Origin of the sequence: Loktanella sp. PT4BL (assembly GCF_003201935.1) — a bacterium.
Classification (GTDB): Bacteria; Pseudomonadota; Alphaproteobacteria; order Rhodobacterales; family Rhodobacteraceae; genus Yoonia.
Genome location: NZ_QJJL01000006.1, coordinates 80927 through 100721, shown reverse-complemented (window position 1 = coordinate 100721; position 19795 = coordinate 80927). Strand labels below are relative to the sequence as shown.

The following is a 19795-nucleotide window of genomic DNA, read 5'->3' as shown; positions in this document are numbered from 1 at the left end:
CTAGGTACGGCATCGGGTCGGCAAAATGCCACGCCCTGCATGGACGCCCCCCGCAAGATATTTACGGGGGGCATTGTCCTAGTTGCTCCAGCTGACGCCGGTCAGGTCAACGGCCGCTGTCGGCTGGTTCACCCACAGCCCTTGCAGCCCTGCCTTGGCGACGGTCGCCACGGCCAGTTCAAAGAGATATCCGTTCACGTAGTCCTCCGAGATGATCGCTTGCGCCTGCGCCAGCAGGTTGCTGCGCATCGCAGGGTCTGTGGTGGCGTTGAGCGTTTCCATCAGCTCCTGGAACTCGGGGTTGTCGTATTGGAAATAGTAATCAGGATTGGCGTAGATGCCGATATCCATGGGCTCGGTGTGGCTGACGATGGACAGGCCAAAGTCCTTGTTGGTAAAGACCTCTTCGATCCACTGGGCCCATTCAAGGTTGGTGATTTCCGTCTCGATCCCGACCGCACGCAACTGGCTGGCGATAATCTCGCCGCCGCGGCGGGCGTAAGATGGGGGAGGCAGTTTCAATGTGGTGGTGAATCCGTCCGCAAAGCCTGCCTCGGCCAAGAGACTGCGTGCAAGCTCGGGGTCGTATTGCGAATTGGCCAGCAGATCGACGTAGTCGGGGTTATGCGGGGCAAAATGCGTGCCAATGGGTGTGCCATATCCGAACATCGCACCGTCGATGATCGCTTGGCGATCGATGGCATGGGCCAATGCTTTGCGCACGCGGACATCGTCGAAGGGCGGCATTTTGTTGTTGGTCGACAGGATCGTTTCGCCCTCGGTATTGCCGACGAGGACCTGAAAACGCGGATCGGCCTCGAACTGGGGCAGGTTTTCAGGGGCAGGGAAACCGACAAAGGCGTCCACATCCTCAGCCATCACCGCAGCAAAGGCGGCCGTCGGGTCCGAGATGAAGCGGAAGGTTGCACTTTCCAGCGCAGGGGCCGGACCCCAGTAATCAGGGTTGCGTGTCAGCTCGAGCCGGTCGCCCTGCACCCAGTCCGTGAAGGTGAAGGGGCCGGTGCCGATGGGGTTTGAAGCGATGTTTTCGATGCTTTCAGGGGCTACGATTACCGCATCCCCCCACGCCATGTTGAACAGGAAGTTGCCGTTGGGTTGGTCCAGTGTGACCTGCACGGTCAGCGGATCAATCACGGTGACATCGGTGATGCCTGCGAACAGGCCCTTTTGCGCATTGGTGCTGTCCTCGGCGCGGGCGCGATCAAGGCTGAATTTCACATCCTCGGCGTCCATTGTGGTGCCGTCATGAAAGGTGACGCCAGCGGCAAGGTTAAAGGTATAGACCAGACCGTCATCCGAGATATCCCAGCTTTGGGCAAGGCCACGGATGATGGCGCCATCCGCGTCAAACCGTGTGAGGCCCTCGAACACATTGGCGTAGAGCACGCTATCAATCGCCTGCGCGGCCCCGCCTGTGGGGTCAAGGTTCGGCGGTTCCAGCTGGATGGCAACGGTAATGCTGTCTTGGGCAAGCGCGCCCGAGGCGCAAAGAACGATGGCGGTGGATGCCGCGAGTGTTTTGAAATGGTGCATGATGCTCCCCCTGTTGTTGGGGACGAGTGTTTACAAAACGGGGGGGCAATTCAAGTGCTGCTTGCGGGTGACGTGATGTCGGGGCGGGCCCCGCCCTACGGTGCCAAAATCTTGACCAGCGCCCCCGCCATCACCAGTGCGCTGTCCATCATGTCGTCCACCCTGATGTATTCATCGGGCTTATGTGCCAGCTCCAATATCCCCGGCCCGTAGGCGATGCAGTTTTTCAGTTTGCCGATCCGGTCGATGTGCTTTTGGTCGTAGGTCCCGGGTGAGGCTACGAATTCGGCGGGTTTGCCCAAGGTTTTTTCGATCTCGGCGGCGATGACTTGCACGACAGGGGCGTCGCGGTCGGTCATGCTGGGCAGGACCACATTCATTTCGCGCAGATCATAGTCAAAGCGGTTACGGCTGGCTTTCAGTCCTTCAAGTAGCGCCTTCACCTCGCCGCGCACGTCGTCGATGTTTTCTTCGGCCAGAAAGCGGCGGTCGATCACGATGCGGCAACTGTCGGGCACGCAATGGGCTGGCAGGCCGGTATAGTCGTCATCCTGTTCGGGTTGCCCGCCGTGGATCGAATTGATGTTCATGGTCGATGACCGCGCGCCTTCAGGCACGACAGGCATGTCGGTGTGCCGCGCGGCCATGGCGGGATAGAGTTTGTCTTCGAACTCAGTCAGCACCGCCCCCATGTGCCGCACCGCGCAATCGCCCAGAAAGGGCATGGACCCGTGCGCGATTTCGCCGAATGTTTCGATTTCCGCCCACCAGCCGCCGCGATGGCCAAGGCAGACGCGGTCTTTGTTCAGGGGTTCGGGGATGATTACATGTTGCACGCGGGCGGGCTCGAAATAGCCCTTTTCGGCCAGATAGGCGACGCCACCGTAACCGCCGGATTCTTCATCCGCTGTGCCGGAAATCTCGATCGCACCTGAGAAGGTGGGGTGGGTTGCGAGGAACGCCTCGGCGGCGATGATTGACGCGGCAAGCCCGCCTTTCATATCGCAAGCCCCGCGCCCGTAGATTTTGCCGTCAACCAGTTCACCGCCAAAGGGGTCTTTGGTCCAGCCATGGCCGACCTCGACCACATCCGTGTGGCTGTTGAAGTGGACGCAATCGCCGGGCTGACCGCCCTCGCGCCGTGCGACGATGTTCCAGCGGGGGTATTTGTCGCTATCGCCGGGAGTGCCGTGGGCGCGGATCAGTTCCGTTTCAAACCCCGATCCCCGCAAGCGCCGGTCCAGATATTCGCAGATCGCGCGATAGTCGCGTCCCGGCGGGTTGAGCGTGGGAATGCGGATCAGGTCCTGGGTCAGTGCGATCAGGTCATCGCGTCTGTCGGTAAGGGCGCGCGCGAGGTCATCGTGGTGTTGGGTCTGTGTCATAGTCCGAGTATTCGTGTTTCGGAGCGCACAGACAATGGTGTGATTTTGAAATTACACAGTGCGGCCACAAAAGAACCGCAGTGTATCGCCATGTTGCATCCCGCCTGATATGCCAAAGGTCGTAAGATGATGGAGCGCAGAAGCGTGGAATTGACGTCAGATGTGAAGGTCGCGGTTCTGATCCCGTGCTATAACGAGGCCAAGCCGATTGGCACTGTTGTGGCCGATTTTCGCGCAGCGCTGCCCGCAGCCGACATCTATGTTTATGACAATAATTCCACCGACGGTACCGCCGAAGCCGCCCGCGCGGCGGGTGCCATTGTGCGGGTCGAAACCCAGCAGGGTAAGGGCAACGTCGTGCGACGGATGTTTGCCGATATTGATGCCGATGTTTACGTCATGGTGGACGGCGACAACACCTATGAGGCCAAGGCGGCCCCCGCGCTTGTCGACAAGCTGCTGGATGAAACGCTTGATATGGTCAGCGGGTGTCGTGTGACCGAAATTCAAGAGGCGTACCGGCCGGGCCACCGTTTCGGGAACCGGATGCTGACCGGTCTTGTCGCCGGTATTTTTGGCAAGCGCACCAAGGATATGTTGACCGGATACCGCGTGTTTTCGCGCCGCTTTGTCAAATGCTTTCCGGCGCTGTCGCGCGGGTTCGAGATTGAGACCGAGTTGACCGTTCACGCGCTGGAACTGCGCATGCCCATTGCAGACGTGGATACGGTGTACGTAGACCGGCTGCCGGGCTCTGACAGTAAACTGAATACGATCCGGGACGGGTTCCGCATTCTGAAAATGATTGTCTTGCTGGTGAAGGAGGAGCGTCCCTTTGCGCTTTTCTGCGGCGTTGGCGTCCTGTTGGGGCTGCTTTCGCTGGTACTTGGCGGGCCTGTTGTTGTCGAGTTTGTGGAAACAGGACTCGTGCCACGGTTTCCTACGGCGATTTTGGCCTCGGCGATCATGGTGATCGGCGTGTTGTCTTTGGTGACCGGTCTGATCCTTGACACGGTCACGCTGGGGCGCCGCGAAATGAAGCGGATGGCCTATCTGGCTTTGCCCGCACCATCGCGGCGCTAGGACCGATGCGTTCCGAGCTTATCGCGCAGATGCTGCGCTTTGGTGCAGTTGGGGGTGTTGGTTTCGTCGTCGATGGCGGGTTGTTGTGGCTGTTGATCGGGTTTGATCTCAATCCATATCTGGCGCGCGCACTGTCTTTCCCTGTTGCTGTCGTGGTGACATGGGCTTTGAACCGCAATTGGACATTTCGCGCGACACGTGATGCCAGCAGGCAGGGTCAGTTCGGGCGGTACTTCGGGGTTCAGATCGTCGGGAGCCTGACCAACTATCTGATTTATTCTGCGGTTATCGGTCTGTTCGGGACTGCGTCGTTGACCATCTTCGCGGGATTTGCGCTCGGTTCTTTCTTCGGATCGCTTTTAAACTTTTTCGGGGCGCGGCACCTGGCTTTTCGCGCCTGATCCTGCTGTCCGTCGCATGCAGAATGGAGCTTTGCGTGCAGATAATTCCCATTGTTTTGTCTCCAGAATGTGAAAGACTCTGCGGTGACGCGGCTTGTTGAGTGATTGATACAGATGAAAGACGTCCCACTGATCAGATTCTGCCAGCATAGGCCATTGTTTGTGGTGTTGCTCGGGGCGATCTTGATCGTGGTTTTCAAAGCCGTCGTTCAGGGTGCCGGGATGGAGGACAACTTTATCTCCATGGGCAATGACGACATCATGCGATTGGTCATGGTGCGCGACTGGCTGGCGGGGCAAAGCTGGTTTGATACGACACAATACCGGCTGATGCCGCCCGAGGGGATGTTGATCCATTGGTCCCGCTACATTGATGCGGGGATTGCCGCGTTCATCGTGCCGTTTTCGTATTTTATGCCAATGGAAAAGGCGGAACTGGTCGGCGCGGCAATTTGGCCGACGGTCATCCTGATCCTGACACTTCTTGTCGTGGGGTTTGGGACCAAGCGGATCTTCGGGCCAATCTCGGCATGTTTTGCGGTTCTGTGTACGGTCTTGTGGCCCTTGTTGGGTGATCTGCATATGCGGGCCGGAAATCTGGACCACCACAACGTCCAGATCCTGATGATGGTGATCCTTGTCTATGCGGTGGTCTGGCCGGATCGTCCGGTGGCGGCTGGCATCATCGGGGGGCTGGCTGCGGCTTTTGCTCTGTCAACGGGCCTTGAAAGCCTGCTGTTTATTGTTGGCGCGGGTATTTTGGTCTTTGGCCGTTGCGTATTTGATCAACGCATCGAAACGCAGCGGCTTCTTGTGGCGTTCTGCCTCGCTTTGGCCGCAGGCAGCCTGCTGTTCTGGCTGGGCTTGACTGCGCCTGCTTTGCGCACACGCCCTGTCTGTGACCAGCTGGGCACCCCGATGCTGAGCGTCATCGCCGTCGCCGTTGTCGCGGCACTTGCGCCTTTGGCTTTGCGCGGCCGTTTCCCGAGTGCGGTGTTTCAGGTTGGCGCGACGTTCGCTCTGACGGGGATCGGCCTTGCGATTGCATGGCCACTTCTGGGGCCTTGCATCCGTGGACCCTACGGCGATTTGCCGCCAGAGCTGCAAGAGATGATTGCCACGCGTGTTACAGAGGCAAAACCATTCCTGATCTATGTGCAAACGCAACTTTTCGCGGCGCTGGCATTTATGATCCCTGTTGTTGTCGCGTTGGTTTCAGGGTCTGTTCTGTGGTGGTCACGGCGCGGTGGGTCGGGGACAGGTCAAACGCAAAACGCGGTTCTCGGGCAGTTGTTGCTGCTCGGGTTTTTTGGGATCGGTTTGATCTTTCTTCAGATGCGGACGGTCATTTTGGTGGCTTCAGTCGTGCCAGCGATCGGAGGGATTTGCCTTGCCGTCTTGCTAAAGGCCTATCTACAAACCCGCAGTCTTGCCACGGCCGCATTGATATTCATCGTGGCGATCGGGATCGCTGCGCCGCAGATTCTATTGAACCCTCTACAGCCCTTTCTCCAAGGGTCTGTGACGCAAAGAGAAGGAGCTACCTGCCGCAACTATGAAACGCTGCTGGCATTGAATGACATCCCGCCTGCGGTAATCATGAACAGCACGAACATGGGTGCGCCTTTGCTTTGGGTGACACATCACAGCACGCTGGCGGCGCCCTATCATCGCAGCCCTGACGCCTTTATGAATGGTGCCTTGGGGTTCGATCTCGAAGAAACAGCGTTTGAGAAGCTTGCCAGAGAACAGGGGGCGACACATGTCCTGCTTTGTGCGGGTCAGACTTACGTGAGCGAATTTCTGACCGGACTGGCGGCGGGTGAGGTTTCTGTTGCGTGGTTGCTCCCTGTCCCCCTGCGCAATGACGAACAGCTGCTTTTTGCGTTGCAGGACTAGACTGCGCTTTATCCTGTCGTTTTTCGCGAAGAACTGCGTGAAATAGCGTTGCGCTTGGCGCGCGTCGGTCGTTTAGATGTGCGCCAGACGTAAGGCGGGATTGCATGACATATTTGTTGGGTGTCGACACTGGCGGCACATATACCGATGCGGTGATTATTGCTGAAGCACAGGACAGGGTTCTTGGGTCCGCCAAGGCGCTGACCTCGCGGCCTGATCTGGCTGTCGGTGTCGGAGCGGCCATTGATGCGGCAATTGCACAGGCTGCGGTCAAACCCGCCGATATTGCGATGGTATCGCTTTCCACTACCCTTGCGACGAATGCGCTTGTCGAGGGTCAGGGCGGCCGGATCGCGTTGATCGCTATCGGTTTTGATGACGCCGATCTTGCGCGCGCCGGTTTGACCGAGGCGCTGCGCGGCGATCCGGTGATCCGGCTTGCGGGCGGTCATAACCATGCAGGCGGCGAGGTGGCACCGCTTGATCTTGCAACATTGCACGCGGCCATAGCTGATCTTGGGGACGGCATTACAGGGTTTGCCGTTGCTGCCAGTTTCGCGACGCGCAACCCTGCCCATGAAATCGCCGTGCGCGATGTGTTGCGCGATACCACAGGCCGACCTGTCAGTTGTTCGCATGACCTGAGCCAGGCACTTGGCGGGCCGAAACGGGCGTTGACGGCTGTTCTGAACGCGCGCCTGATCGGGATGCTGGACCGTCTGATCACAGCCTGCGAGGCGCATTTGACCGCCGTGGGTATCACGGCGCGCTTGATGGTCGTGCGCGGGGACGGGGCTTTGGTCTCTGCTGATCTGGCGCGCGAAAAACCGATTGAGACAATCCTGAGCGGGCCTGCCGCATCCATTGCCGGTGCCAGTTGGCTGACAGGCGAAACCGATGCTCTGGTCAGCGACATCGGCGGTACGACAACGGATGTTTGCCTGCTGCGCGATGGCCGCCCAAAGATCGACCCGCAGGGGGCGCGTGTTGGCCCGTTCCGCACGATGGTCGAGGCGGTTGCGATGCGCACGACGGGCCTTGGTGGTGACAGCGAGGTGCATGTAGTTGAGGGGCTGGACGGCGGACTGCGGTTGGGGCCGCGCCGGTTGATGCCGGTCTCTTTGGCCGCGCAGCACTATCCTGATTTGGTCCATGCGGTTCTGGATCGCGCCTTGGCGCAGGATATTCCGGCGGCGGACGGCGGGCAGTTTGTGATCCCGCTCTGGCAGGAGATGCCAGCGGGTTTGGATAAACGCGAACAGGTTGTGGCGGCGCGTCTGGCCGAGGGGCCCTTGCGCCTTGGCCATGCGGTGCAGTCACGGATGGAAAGCCCCGCATTGGGGCGGCTGGTAGAGCGTGGTCTGGCTATTCTTGCCGGGGTCACGCCCTCTGATGCGTCGCATGTTCTGGGGATGGTGGACGCATGGGATGCGCAGGCTGCCGAAAAGGCGCTGGCGCTTTTTGCCCGCAGGCGCACCGGTGCGGGAACGCGGGTGGCCGAAAACGGACAGGTGCTGGCACAGCAGATTATAGATCAACTGACCGCGCAGACGGTGGATTGCCTGTTGCAGGCGGCCTTTGCCGAGGATGATCTGGCATGGCCCGATCCGGCAGCGCTCGCCAAGCATCCGCTGAGCATGGCGGGGCTGGACCGGCACAGTGGCGTGGTGCGGATGCAGTTGTCTTTGGGTGTGCCGGTGATTGGTCTCGGCGCCTCTGCTGCGGCCTACTATGGCGCTGTAGGTGACCGGCTTGGCACGCGGATGGTGTTGCCTGAACATGGCGGTGTGGCCAATGCCATTGGCGCAGTTGTGGGGCAGGTGCGGATGCAGGCCACAGGAACCGTCACAAGTGCGGGTGAAGGGTCTTTTGCTGTGCACCTGACGGACGGACCGAAGATCTTTGCGGATCGTGATGAAGCGCTGGGCGTTCTTGAGGCGGCTCTGCGGGACGAAGCCGAAGGATTGGTGCGCGCGTCAGGGGTGGAGGAAATCCGCTTTTCCGTGTCCCGCGATATTTCTGAAATCACAGTTGAAAACAGGGCCATGTTTATCGAGGCCACCCTACGGGTCGAGGCCAGCGGCCGCCCGCGGATCGCCAGCAGCTAGTCCATTTGTGTCAGACTTCTGCTGATCTTTCACATTGTTGTCAGGCTGATTGCGCGAACGGATTGCATCGGTCACAACAAATCATCTTGTGAGGAGGCCAGATGCTCGACCGTTACGCACGTCAGTTGATTGACCCGCCGTTGAACCTGATGGGTCGCGGGTTGGCGGCGCGTGGTTTTAGTGCGGACGGTGTTACACTGGTCGGGCTTGCGCTTGGGTTGTTTGCAGCGCTTTTGATCGCCTTGGGCCAGTTTGGTTGGGCTTTGGTGCCGCTCTTGGCCAGCCGTTTGGCCGATGGCCTTGATGGTGCCGTGGCGCGGGCAACGCAGAAAACGGATTTCGGCGGATATCTGGATATTGCAGCGGATTTCCTGTTCTACGGGGCCATTCCGATGGCCTTTGTGCTTTACGATCCCGCTGCAAACGGGGCGGCCGGGGCTTTCCTTCTCGCTTCTTTCTATTTCAATGGGACGAGCTTTCTGGGCTACGCGATCCTTGCCGAAAAGCATGGTCACAAGACCGATCTGCAGGGGCAGAAGACGCTCTACTATTCCAACGGGCTTCTGGAAGGGACGGAAACGATTGTCTTCTTCCTCCTGCTTTGCCTCTTTGAAACTTTCTTCGCGCCACTTGCGTGGCTCTTTGGAAGCCTGTGCTTCGCAACGGCGATCCTGCGCATACTCGCCGCCAAACGAATCTATACTGACTGAAGGACGTAACTTATGAAACATCTTGCCATTCTGGCAGCTTTGCTGGCCCCGGTTCCCGCGCTTGCAGATATCGACGTTAGCAATTGGGACGCTGTCACCGCCGAGGCCGAAGGCCAAACGGTGTTCTGGAACGCATGGGGCGGATCCACGACAACCAATGACTTCATCGCGTGGGTCGGTGAGCGCGTGATGGAAGAGTATGGTGTCACGCTTGAGCATGTGAAGCTGACAGATACCGCAGATGCGGTCACACGTGTGCTGTCCGAAAAGCAGGCGGGCGAGGATGATGACGGCGCAATCGACATGATCTGGATCAACGGTGCGAATTTTGCAGCGATGAAAGAGGCCGATCTCTTGTTTGGCCCTTATGCAGAGGCCTTGCCGAACTGGGCTTTGGTCGATGTCGAAGGCAAGACCGTGCAAACCGATTTTACTGTACCGACAGAAGGCTTTGAGAGCCCATGGGCCATGGCGCAGGTTGTCTTTGTGCATGATACCGATGATATGCCAGAGCGTCTGGGGTCCATGCAGGCCCTGCTGGAATGGACCCAAGCCAACCCCGGGCGGTTCAGCTATCCACAGCCGCCTGATTTCCTTGGTACGACATTCCTCAAGCAGGTTCTGGTCGACATTCTGCCTGATCCGTCTGTGTTGGCCGCACCAGCCACGGACGAGAACTATGAAGATATCACGGCCCCACTTTGGGCCTATATGGACGAACTGACACCGAACCTGTGGCGTGAGGGCAAGGCCTATCCGCCGACCGGAACCGCCATGTTCCCGCTGATCGCGGACGGCGAGCTGGATTTGTCGATTTCCTTCAGCCCCGGTGCGGCTTCGACGGCGATTGCGAACAACGAACTGCCACCGAGCGTGCGGACCTTCGTGTTGGACAAAGGTACCATCGGGAACGCGTCTTTCGTGGCGGTGCCTTACAATTCGGGGTCCAAGGCCGGTGCGATGGTGGTTGCCAATTTCCTGATGTCGCCAGAGGCGCAGGCGCGCGCGCAGGATCCTGCGATCCTCGGCTATGGGACCGTGTTGAACATGGATGCTTTGTCCGAAGATGACCGCGCGTTGTTTGACGCGCTTGAGCTGGGTGTTGCGACACTGACACCTGCCGAGTTGGGCACAGTGCAGGACGAACCGCACCCAAGCTGGGCTACACGGATCGCGGATGATTGGGTCACACGCTACGGTGTTTCGCAGTAGCCCGTGTCGAAAGTAAGTGAACGCAGCCCCGGACATGATCCGGGGCCTCGCCGTTGCAGTGGGAGGTCCCGGATCATGTCCGGGACTGCGTCGCACCAGATATGAACCGCCGTCGTTTCCTTCCTGTCCTGCCGATCCTGACCTTGCTTGCCATGCTGGGGCCGGTGGCGGCCGGTCTGTGGGGGACGGTGCTGCCGGCCTTCGGGCATTTGCCCGCGGCGGGACTGGCAGGGCCGTCACTTGATCCGTTTCGCGATCTGCTTGACTGGGCGGGCCTGCCAAGGGCGGTGATGCTATCGCTCTCGACGGGGGTGCTGGCGACAGGCATTTCATTGGCAATTGTGGTTCTGGTCACCGCCGGCTGGTCCGGTACGCGGCCCTTTCGCGCGCTTGAGCGGTTGCTCTCGCCGCTGTTGTCGGTGCCACATGCGGCCGCCGCCTTTGGGCTGGCTTTTCTGATAGCGCCGTCGGGGTGGTTGTCGCGGCTGGTATCGCCCGGCCTGACAGGCTGGGAGCGTCCGCCGGATATCCTGATTGTGCAGGATAGCTGGGGCCTGACGATGACAGCGGGCCTGATTATCAAGGAAGTGCCGTTCTTGCTCTTGATTACGCTGGCAGCCCTCGGGCAGGCCGATGCGCAACGCAGCACGACGATTGCGCAGGCGCTGGGCTATGGGCGGGTCACAGGCTGGCTGAAGACCGTGTTTCCACGTGTCTATGCGCAGATCAGACCGCCGGTTTACGTGGTTCTGGCCTATTCGATGTCGGTGGTGGATGTCGCCGTGATCCTTGGCCCGAATACGCCGCCGCCCTTATCGGTGCAGATTGTCAAATGGATGTCTGATCCTGATCTGGCGATGCGGCTTGAGGCGGCGGCGGGTGCGCTGTTGCAGCTGGGCCTTGTGGTCGGTGCGTTGATCTTCTGGCGGCTTGGCGAAGTCGTCGTGGCCTCTCTGGGGCGACGCTGGATCGCCAAAGGCAGCCGCGGGCGGCTTGATCCGGTTGTGGCGCAGGCTGCGCTGGTCGCGGGCGGGATTTCGGCGGTGACTGTCCTTTTGGGACTGGTTGTCTTGGTGATCTGGTCTTTTGCGGGGTTCTGGGGGTTTCCGGATGCCTTTCCTGATGGCTGGACCCTGCGCAACTGGATGCGCTTTGGTCCGGGCACGTTAGAGGCTCTTGGTGAAACGGCCCTGATCGCCTGTACAGTGGCCCTTGTCGCGCTGATCCTGACAATCGGATGTCTTGAGGCCGAGTACCGCTATGGTCTGTCGTTCAGCCAACGGGCGGTCTGGTTGTTGTATCTGCCGCTGCTTATTCCCCAAACGGCATTCCTGCCGGGGTTGCAGACCTTGATGTTGAATATGGGGGCTGATGTCGGGCGATTGCCGGTGATGCTGGCGCATCTGGTGTTTGTGCTGCCTTATGTTTTCCTGTCCCTCGCTGATCCGTTTCGTGCGTGGGATACGCGGATGGGTACGATTGCTGCAGCTTTGCGGGCCAGTCCTGACGGCGTGCTGTGGCGCGTGCGCCTGCCGATGCTTTTACGTCCGATCCTGACCGCATTGGCGGTGGGTCTGGCGGTGTCGGTGGGGCAGTATCTGCCGACCTTGCTGATTGGCGGGGGTCGCGTGGCAACCCTGACAACCGAGGCTGTGGCGCTGGCCTCAGGGGGCGACCGGCGGGCGATCGGGGTTTATGGGTTGATGCAGACAGGGGCGGCGCTGGTGCCATTTGCGCTTGCGCTGCTGCTGCCGGCGCTGATCTGGCGCAACAGAAGGGGATTGCGGCATGGATAAGGGTTTGGTGCTGAAAGACGTGAAGATCACCAAGGGCGGTGTGCCGCTCTTGTCGGTTGCGCAAGAAATCGCGCCGGGCGAGGTGCTGACGATCATGGGCCCCTCTGGTGTCGGCAAATCGACCCTGCTGGCCTTTATCACGGGCACCTTGGCCAGTGATTTTGCCGCGACAGGCGAGGTCTGGCTGGATGGCCAGAACATCACCCATGCGGCGCCGCATCAACGCAGGGTCGGGATCCTGTTTCAGGATGATCTGCTGTTTCCGCATTTGTCGGTTGGGGCCAATCTGGCCTTTGGCCTGCAACCCGGTGGTTGCCCTGCAACGCGCAAGGCAAAGATCGAAGAGGCTCTGGATGAGGTCGGCCTGAGTGGCTTTGCAGACCGCGATCCCGCCACGCTGTCAGGCGGGCAGAAGGCGCGGGTCGCATTGATGCGGATGCTCTTGTCAGAACCCTGCGCGTTGCTGCTGGACGAGCCGTTTTCGCGGCTGGATGCCGCCCTGCGGGCCCAAGTACGCGAGATGGTATTTGACCGTGCCCGCGCCCGCGCGCTGCCTGTGCTGATGGTGACGCATGACGCAGAAGATGCCGAGGCGGCGGGCGGCGTGATCGTGACCTTGGGTGGATGAGTGTCTGCGTTGCGGGACAAAGTGGGTTTCCGCTGCTTTTGCGTAATTGTCGATTTCAGAAGCGCTTGCTGTACGGTGGAATATTCTCGGGAGTAACAACCTGAATATGAGATATCGTTGTACAAAGCGGAGCGGGCATGAGCTTGTGATGATGTAGGAAGGCGTGGAACACGTTTTGCAAATCAACGCGAAGATCATGGTGCAGTACAAAACTGAGACGTCCATCTTCGATCAGCCGTCGATTGTCGTTATCCAGATCGTGTGCCACATAAACATCGGGCAGTGACCTGTTCTGTTCGAGGGCATTCAAAATCGCCATGTTGCCACCGCCCATCGAATATACGGCACGTATTTGGTCCAGACCTGCGACAGTCCTTCTTACAATGCGTGATGTTTCAAAATGCACGCCACTGCCCCCACTTGCTTCTATGATGTGCAGGTTTGGACGCAGGCGGGAAAGGGCCGCCTTGAACGCTTCTTCTCGCTCTTCCTCTCCCAAAAAACGATCATTACTTCTCGAGGTGAGGACTGTTCCTGCGCTGTCCCCGACTGTTTGCGCAATCAAATAGGCTGCGGTGCGACCTGCGCTTCGATTATCAACTCCGACATAGGCAATGCGCTTTGTGTTGGTCAGGTCAGTGACCAACGTGACCACCGGAATGCCTGATGCGGTCAATTGATCGACTGCCGCTCTAATTGCCGGCAGATCACGCGCTTTGATGCACACACCATGGCTCCCGCGTTTGGCGATGCGCGACAAAGCCGTGGTGACCTCGTCTTCGCCCATAACCTCTTGCGCTTGGAACCTTGGACGGCACACGGCACTCCCGATATGTGGCAAGACCTGTTCGGCGGCTTTTTGCACTTCACGGCTAAAGCGCGTTGGTGCCTCTATCACAAAATCGAAAAACAGACGTCGCCCACGGGCGGCCAGTTGCGCCTCTTGTCCTTCGAGCTCCAGAATGGCGGCCGCAACGCGTGCCTTGGTTTGCGGACTGACATTTGCACGTCTGTTGAGCGCACGGTCAACTGTCGCGGTGCTGAGCCCCGACTGTCTGGCAACTTCTTTAATCGGAAACCGATGTGTCATTTGATGTGTTTCTGATGTCTTTTTCGGAACCGATCAAGGCTTCTTTGCTGCAAGATGAGCGCGACAGAAGGAGATATTCTATGAAACACGAGATCGAAACTGATACAGGATATTTTGACAGCGCGGCATGTGATCTGAGCGCATTCACCGCGCTTATTGATCAAACTGCAAACCCATCAACTGTTCCGAATGCGGACGATATCCAAAAGAATGTCCCCATTTATGACATGTCCAGATTGCGTCCATCGCTTGAGAACAAAGAGCGGCGCCGGGCGATTATGGCCGAATGGGCGCATGTCCTTCTGTCGGACGCGGGTGTTCTGGTTCTGCGGGGGGCCTACGAGGACACCGTGGTCCTTGACGAGGCCACCGGGATCTACGAACGGATCATTGCGACGGAGAAACTTGCTACCGGCAGTGGAGGTGATCATTTTGCCGCGTCAGGGTCCAATGACAGGATATGGAACTCCTTGCAGAAACTGTGCGAAGAGGCTCCGGAAGTATTCTTGCGATATTTCGCCAATACATCCATTGCTGCGGCGTGCGAGGCATGGCTTGGTCCGAATTATCAAATGACAGCTCAGATCAATCTGGTTCATCCCGGTGGTGTGGCACAGCAAGCCCACAGAGACTATCACCTCGGTTTTCAAACGGCTGAAACTAGCGCGGAATATCCCGCGCATGTGCATGACCTTTCGCCTGCTCTGACGCTGCAAGGTGCCGTCGCACATTGTGACATGCCTGTTGAAAGTGGCCCAACAAAGCTTTTGCCATTCTCACAACTCTTCCGTGCAGGTTATGCCGCATGGCGACGGGATGATTTCAGGGCGGTGTTTGAAGAGCGACACATTCAGTTGCCGTTGACGAAAGGGGACGCCCTATTCTTCAACCCAGCGCTTTTCCATGCGGCCGGCGCGAACAGGAGCAGCGACGTTCACCGCATGGCCAACTTGTTGCAGGTTTCGTCTGCATTCGGACGTGCGATGGAAACGGTCGATCGCGTTAAGATGTGCAAATTGCTCTATCCTCATGCAATGGCCGCGCATCAGAATGGGACATTGGGCGTTTCAAACTTAAAGGCTGCAATTGCTGCGGCTGCAGAAGGCTATTCTTTTCCGACCAACTTGGACCGTGATCCGCCCAAAAGCGGGCTTGCGCCTGAAACCCAGCAAGCACTGTTCTTGCGTGCTCTTGCAGCGGGTCTTGATGTACATGAATTTGAAGCGATTTTGGATGAAAGCCGCGTCAAACAATCAGCATAGCTTCAAGCATTCAACGCAAAAGTGCGCAACCGTGGCGCGAAGCCGGATCTGCAAAGCTGCCATTCGCCATTCAACTGCGCCACCCCGCCCGCCGTGGGACCCTCACGGCCAGCATGGGTTTGATGAGTGGTGAACGGTACCGGTTCAGGTCCAGCGCCTCATGCACGCCGGTCACCACTTCGCCGTTCAGCTGCGTTTGCACCGCGGATCGTGAATAGAATGGCGCGTCCAGCATGGGCAGCACTTGTTTTGGAACAACGCCGGGATCAGCGCGGGTTTCGCGCATGACCTGCCAGAGAGAGCGTTTGAAGCGTGTCCTAGGTGGCGCATCGACGATTTTCGCGCGCCCGTCACTGTCAAAGGCAATCGCGGTGTCGAGCGTCGAGCCATCGCGGCGTACGGCGTCGTAGATGCAAGTCGCGCCTGCTTTGGTGGGATAGCGGCCCCATGTCCAGAAACTGAAATCCTCTTCCAGCGACCGCGTGCCGAAATTGCTGTCGAAATAGCCGTGGCCTGACCACTGCCAGCCTTTTGCTTCCAGCTCAACCTTGATGTCCGACGAGGGCGCGAAGGGCCGCCAGATATGCGCGCCGTCCGGTGTCAGGGGGAGTTCGACGTGGGTGATCGCATGGGGCGTGATCGTGATTTGCCCCCGCACGCGGCTGATCAGGGGCGGGCTGCTGATCTCATTGATGTCGATCACCAGATCGCGGCCGGTCCAATGCATCGACGAAGGCCCTACCTGAAAGGTGTCGGGTGTTGTGTGCAGGGCTGCGCGCCCGCGGTCCGTCATGGTGAACCGCCCGCCCGGCCCGTAGGTTGCAACGTTGATGCAGCAGTGATTGGCTGGGTCGCGGCGCCCCGACCATGCGTACCACGGTGAAAACACCGAGCCGATAAATCCTATGACAGAGACCGCTTTTGTCCCGTCCGTGCTGATCCCGTCAATGTACCACCACGCGTAGCCGTTTGGGGGGACATCAAGGTGGAAGCATGGTCCGCCATGATCGCCGCGGCCGCGTGCGCTCCGGAGAGTGTCGCCATTGGCACCCCCGCCCCCGGGTGCGCCCCGCCCCCGCAAAGGTACAGCCCCGGCACCGGTGTGCGTGCTGTCGGGCGTTTGAAGGCCGCCATCATGCCGTGCGGGCTCCGCCCGTAAAGGGAACCGAGGCTCGCTGGAAACAGCGCGTCGAACCCCTGCGGTGTCGTGAGTGCCTCTGGTCCCGGCGTCGGGCTGAACGTCAGGCCGAAGTCGCGGAAACGCTTGAAAATCTGTGTCTGACATGGGGGTTTTTCCTTTTCAGGGTCGCGTGGCACAGGCGGGCCGTTCATGATGATCTCGAACCGTTGCAGGGCGTCGGGTGCGACTGCCCCGTGATCCTGTGCGCAAAGATAGAGTGTGGCGTCGGTCGGCATTTCGCCTTTGGCGAGCGCCTTGAATTCGGCTTTGGGATCGTGCCCGAAAAACACAGTGTGATGTTTGAGCGCGACACCTTCGGGGACTGCGGCAAAGGCGTGGACAAAGGCCGAGAGGCTGCGGGGTGTTGTGTGTTGTGTCTGCACCGCGTCTTTCGCGCCGTCGCCAAGAAGACCGGTTTCCAGTGCGCGCGGATCGCCGTTGAACAGCACCATATCTGCGGGAAAGTGCCCTGTGGCTGTTTGCACACCATTGATCCGCCCGTTCTGCCGCGTGATCCGCGTGGCGGGCGTGTTATAGTGGAAGGTGGCACCGCGTGCTTGCGCCAGTCCGGCAATGGTTTGCGCCAGTTGATGCATCCCGCCCTTCACGGACCAGACGCCTTGTGCCTCGGCCTGCCAGATCAGTGCCAGAATAGCCGGTGAGGCATCGGGTGAGCCGCCAACATAGGTGGCGTAGCGGCCGAAAAGCTGTGCAAGGCGGGGATCGCTGAAAGAAGTCCGCAGCAATCCGGCCAAGGTGCGGTGGGGGGCCATGGCGGGGATCAGGCCGGGCTGGCGCAGCACGGTTTTCGTGATCGCCCATTGGTCGGGTTCGGGCGTGCGCATCATCGGCGCATCAAAAGCATCAAACAGGCGTTTGGCGCGCGCCGAGAAAGTCGCAAATTCCTGTCCTGCTTTGGCGCCGAAGGAGGCGGTGACATTGGCAAGGCTTTGCGCAGGATCGGCGTCAAGATCGAGCATTGCGCCGTCATCCCAATAATGACGCGCGAGTGTGGTCAGCGGTTCAAGCGTGAGGTGATCGCCGAGCGTTTCGCCGACATCGGCGAACAACTCCTCGAACACGGGCCGCATTGTCAGGACAGTCGGGCCTGCATCGACCGGCCCTGCATCTGATGCCACCGTGCGCATTTTGCCGCCCGGCGCGCTGTGCATATCCAGCACAGTGACATCGCAACCCTGATGGGCCAGCCGCAGTGCAGCGGCCAATCCGCCGATTCCAGCGCCAACAACAACAATTTTGGGGGAATCCGCTTTCATCCGGCCCTGAGTCTTTTGTTACGTTTGATTTACATTGACATATGTAAACTAAAATAGACACTATAGATTGCAAAGGAGACGTCCATGAGAATCTCGGAACGGATTGACGCGACCATGGCAGCGGCCATCAAGGCAGGCCAGGGTGGTGTTGCGCCGGCGAAACTGGCGGCGGCGCTCGAATATGCGGTCACCCCCGGCGGTGCGCGGATCAGGCCGACAATCCTGACCTCTGTGGCGATGGCCTGCGGCGATGATCGCCCTGAGTTGACCAATGCGGCGGCGGTGGCCCTTGAGGTGATCCATTGCGCGAGCCTTGTGCATGATGATCTGCCTTGCTTTGACGATGCCGATATGCGGCGCGGCAAACCGGCGCTGCATCGTGCCTATTCCGAACCTTTGGCGGTGCTTGCGGGTGACAGCCTGATCATCATGGGGTTTCAGGTGCTGGCCCGTGCTGCGGGCGATATGCCAGCGCGCGCTCTGCGGTTGATTGATATTCTGGGCACCCGCACGGGGATGCCCTTTGGCATTTGCGCAGGCCAGGGCTGGGAAAGCGAAGATAACATTGATTTGTCCGCTTACCATCAGGCCAAAACCGGTGCCTTGTTCATTGCCGCGACGCAGATGGGGGCTGTGGCTGCGGGGCAAGAGGCCGAACCTTGGGAAGAACTGGGTGCGCGCATCGGCGAGGCGTTTCAGGTCGCGGATGATTTGCGCGATGCGCTGTGCGATGAGGATACGCTGGGCAAACCGGCCGGTCAGGATGATCTGCACGGTCGGCCCAATGCGGTGGCCGCTTACGGTGTTGCGGGTGCTGTAAAGCGTTTCGACGACATTCTGGGCGGCGCAATTTCCTCTATTCCTGCCTGTCCCGGCGAAGCGGCCCTCGCGCAGATGGTGCGCGCTTATGCCGATAAACTGGTGCCTGCTGGCGCGCGTGGCAGATCTACCGTCCCCGGCGAATAATGAAAGACGTTGATGCACCCCTGCAAAAGCCTGCGTTGCCGCGTGGGGCGTTGCGGCCTGCGGGGCGATTGACCCGTTTGGTTGCATCGCGTGGATTTCAAAAGTGGGCAGCCCGCTTTCCCCTGACCCGTCGTATCGTACGAACCGAAGGTGAGGCGATGTTCGATCTGGTCGCGGGATTTTGCCATAGCCAGATTTTGCAGGCCTTTGTGCGGTTTGATATGGCCGGGCTTTTGTTGGCCAACGAGATGAGCGCCGAGGCTTTGGCCTATGAACTGGCGGTTCCAAAAGACCGGCTTGCGGTTCTGCTTTCCGCGTCTGTCGCCATTGGCCTTCTGAGGCGCCGTCGTTCCGGGCGCTATGCGCTGACGACGCGGGGTGCGGCTCTGGCGGGCGTGCCTGGCTTGCGCGGGATGATTGACCACCATGATGTACTCTACCGCGATCTGGCTGATCCTGTTGCCTTTTTCCGCGGTGAGGTCGCGACCGAACTGGCGGATTTCTGGCCCTATGTGTTCGGCGCTGGCGGTGCGACTGATCCTCAAACAACGGCAGTCTATTCCCGACTGATGGCGGATAGTCAGGCGCTTGTTGCCGAAGATACGCTTGCAATGTTCGGGTTCTCCGAAGGTAAGCGCATCCTCGATGTGGGTGGTGGTACGGGGGCATTTCTGGCCGCTGTTGGTGTGGCGCATCCGCATCTGCACCTGACGCTGTTTGATCTTCCCGCCGTGGCCCCTGCTGCGGCAGAGCGCTTTGACGCGGCGGGTCTGCGTGACCGCGCCACGATCGTTTCCGGCTCTTTTCGTGATGATCCTTTGCCGCAGGGCGCCGATATCATCAGCCTGATCCGCGTTCTTTATGACCACGCCGATGCAACCGTCATCGCCTTGCTGAAAGCGGTCCATGATGCGCTGCCAGAAGGTGGCCGAATACTGGTGTCGGAACCGATGACCGGCGGAGATAGCCCCCAACGCGCCGGGGATGCCTATTTTGCCGTTTATTGCATGGCGATGCGCACCGGACGCGCGCGGTCTCAGGTGGAGATTGCGGCCCTGTTGAAGCAGGCGGGCTTTGCCGACGTGCAAACGCCAAAGCCGCGCCGCGCATTTATCACATCCATTGTGACCGGTGTAAGGAAAAGTTGACACTTTGCATGTCTAAATAAATTGACACTTTGATCTGTAAGGCTAAACTAGGACAGGACAGAGTGTTGTGATTTGGAATGTTCCAAAGCTGTACAC

The 19795-nt window shown here is 59.4% G+C and carries 16 protein-coding genes; 11 read left to right on the top strand and 5 right to left on the bottom strand.

Going from position 1 to position 19795, the window contains the following annotated elements; all coding sequences use genetic code 11:
• Positions 1 to 78 precede the first annotated feature (78 nt).
• A complete protein-coding gene (locus tag C7964_RS16080; RefSeq protein WP_110280676.1) occupies positions 79 to 1554 on the bottom strand; it encodes an ABC transporter substrate-binding protein in 1476 nt (491 codons plus the stop codon).
• Between the two features lie 95 nt (positions 1555 to 1649).
• Positions 1650 to 2939 (bottom strand): acetylornithine deacetylase/succinyl-diaminopimelate desuccinylase family protein, encoded by a 1290-nt coding sequence (locus C7964_RS16075; RefSeq protein WP_110280675.1) that lies wholly within the window; start codon positions 2937 to 2939, stop codon positions 1650 to 1652.
• Positions 2940 to 3065: 126 nt separating this feature from the next.
• Here C7964_RS16075 and C7964_RS16070 point away from each other — a divergent pair, with 126 nt between their 5' ends.
• From C7964_RS16070 to C7964_RS16035, 8 genes are all read left to right on the top strand, one after another.
• Positions 3066 to 4022: a glycosyltransferase family 2 protein gene (locus C7964_RS16070; RefSeq protein ID WP_220000184.1), complete on the top strand. Its 957-nt coding sequence runs from the start codon at positions 3066 to 3068 to the stop codon at positions 4020 to 4022.
• Positions 4023 to 4027: 5 nt separating this feature from the next.
• Positions 4028 to 4423 carry a GtrA family protein gene (locus C7964_RS16065; RefSeq protein WP_110280674.1) on the top strand — a complete coding sequence of 132 codons (396 nt, stop codon included), beginning with the start codon at positions 4028 to 4030 and terminating at the stop codon, positions 4421 to 4423.
• Positions 4424 to 4537: 114 nt separating this feature from the next.
• Positions 4538 to 6322, top strand: a complete 1785-nt coding sequence (locus C7964_RS16060; RefSeq protein WP_146214877.1) for a hypothetical protein — start codon at positions 4538 to 4540, stop codon at positions 6320 to 6322.
• Positions 6323 to 6426: 104 nt separating this feature from the next.
• Positions 6427 to 8430, top strand: a complete 2004-nt coding sequence (locus tag C7964_RS16055; RefSeq protein WP_110280672.1) for a hydantoinase/oxoprolinase N-terminal domain-containing protein — start codon at positions 6427 to 6429, stop codon at positions 8428 to 8430.
• 101 nt (positions 8431 to 8531) lie between these two features.
• On the top strand, positions 8532 to 9140 hold the full coding sequence (locus C7964_RS16050; protein ID WP_110280671.1) for a CDP-alcohol phosphatidyltransferase family protein: 609 nt from the start codon (positions 8532 to 8534) through the stop codon (positions 9138 to 9140).
• A 12-nt stretch (positions 9141 to 9152) separates the two neighbouring features.
• The gene (locus C7964_RS16045) at positions 9153 to 10352 is read left to right on the top strand and encodes an ABC transporter substrate-binding protein (protein WP_110280670.1); all 1200 of its coding nucleotides are present in this window, start codon (positions 9153 to 9155) and stop codon (positions 10350 to 10352) included.
• A gap of 101 nt (positions 10353 to 10453) precedes the next feature.
• On the top strand, positions 10454 to 12148 hold the full coding sequence (locus C7964_RS16040; protein WP_110280669.1) for an ABC transporter permease: 1695 nt from the start codon (positions 10454 to 10456) through the stop codon (positions 12146 to 12148).
• Positions 12141 to 12776 carry an ATP-binding cassette domain-containing protein gene (locus C7964_RS16035; RefSeq protein ID WP_110280668.1) on the top strand — a complete coding sequence of 212 codons (636 nt, stop codon included), beginning with the start codon at positions 12141 to 12143 and terminating at the stop codon, positions 12774 to 12776. The genes C7964_RS16040 and C7964_RS16035 overlap by 8 nt, the downstream gene beginning before the upstream one ends.
• 55 nt (positions 12777 to 12831) lie before the next feature.
• Here the strand turns inward: C7964_RS16035 and C7964_RS16030 are convergent, their stop codons facing one another.
• A complete protein-coding gene (locus tag C7964_RS16030; protein WP_110280667.1) occupies positions 12832 to 13866 on the bottom strand; it encodes a LacI family DNA-binding transcriptional regulator in 1035 nt (344 codons plus the stop codon).
• A gap of 80 nt (positions 13867 to 13946) precedes the next feature.
• Between C7964_RS16030 and C7964_RS16025 the strand changes: the two genes are divergently transcribed.
• Complete coding sequence (locus tag C7964_RS16025) at positions 13947 to 15128, top strand: phytanoyl-CoA dioxygenase family protein (RefSeq protein ID WP_110280666.1); 1182 nt, start codon at positions 13947 to 13949, stop codon at positions 15126 to 15128.
• A gap of 70 nt (positions 15129 to 15198) precedes the next feature.
• Here C7964_RS16025 and crtC read toward each other — a convergent pair whose 3' ends face one another.
• On the bottom strand, positions 15199 to 16017 hold the full coding sequence (gene crtC, locus C7964_RS16020; protein WP_110280665.1) for a carotenoid 1,2-hydratase: 819 nt from the start codon (positions 16015 to 16017) through the stop codon (positions 15199 to 15201).
• A 14-nt stretch (positions 16018 to 16031) separates the two neighbouring features.
• On the bottom strand, positions 16032 to 17585 hold the full coding sequence (crtD, locus tag C7964_RS16015; RefSeq protein WP_110280664.1) for a 1-hydroxycarotenoid 3,4-desaturase CrtD: 1554 nt from the start codon (positions 17583 to 17585) through the stop codon (positions 16032 to 16034).
• 84 nt (positions 17586 to 17669) lie between these two features.
• Between crtD and C7964_RS16010 the strand changes: the two genes are divergently transcribed.
• Together C7964_RS16010 and C7964_RS16005 are read left to right on the top strand one after the other, a co-directional pair.
• Positions 17670 to 18551 (top strand): polyprenyl synthetase family protein, encoded by an 882-nt coding sequence (locus C7964_RS16010; RefSeq protein ID WP_110280663.1) that lies wholly within the window; start codon positions 17670 to 17672, stop codon positions 18549 to 18551.
• Entirely contained in the window at positions 18551 to 19699 is a 1149-nt protein-coding gene (locus tag C7964_RS16005) for a methyltransferase (protein ID WP_110280662.1), read from the top strand. Before C7964_RS16010 ends, C7964_RS16005 begins: the two co-directional genes overlap by 1 nt.
• Positions 19700 to 19795: the final 96 nt, after the last annotated feature.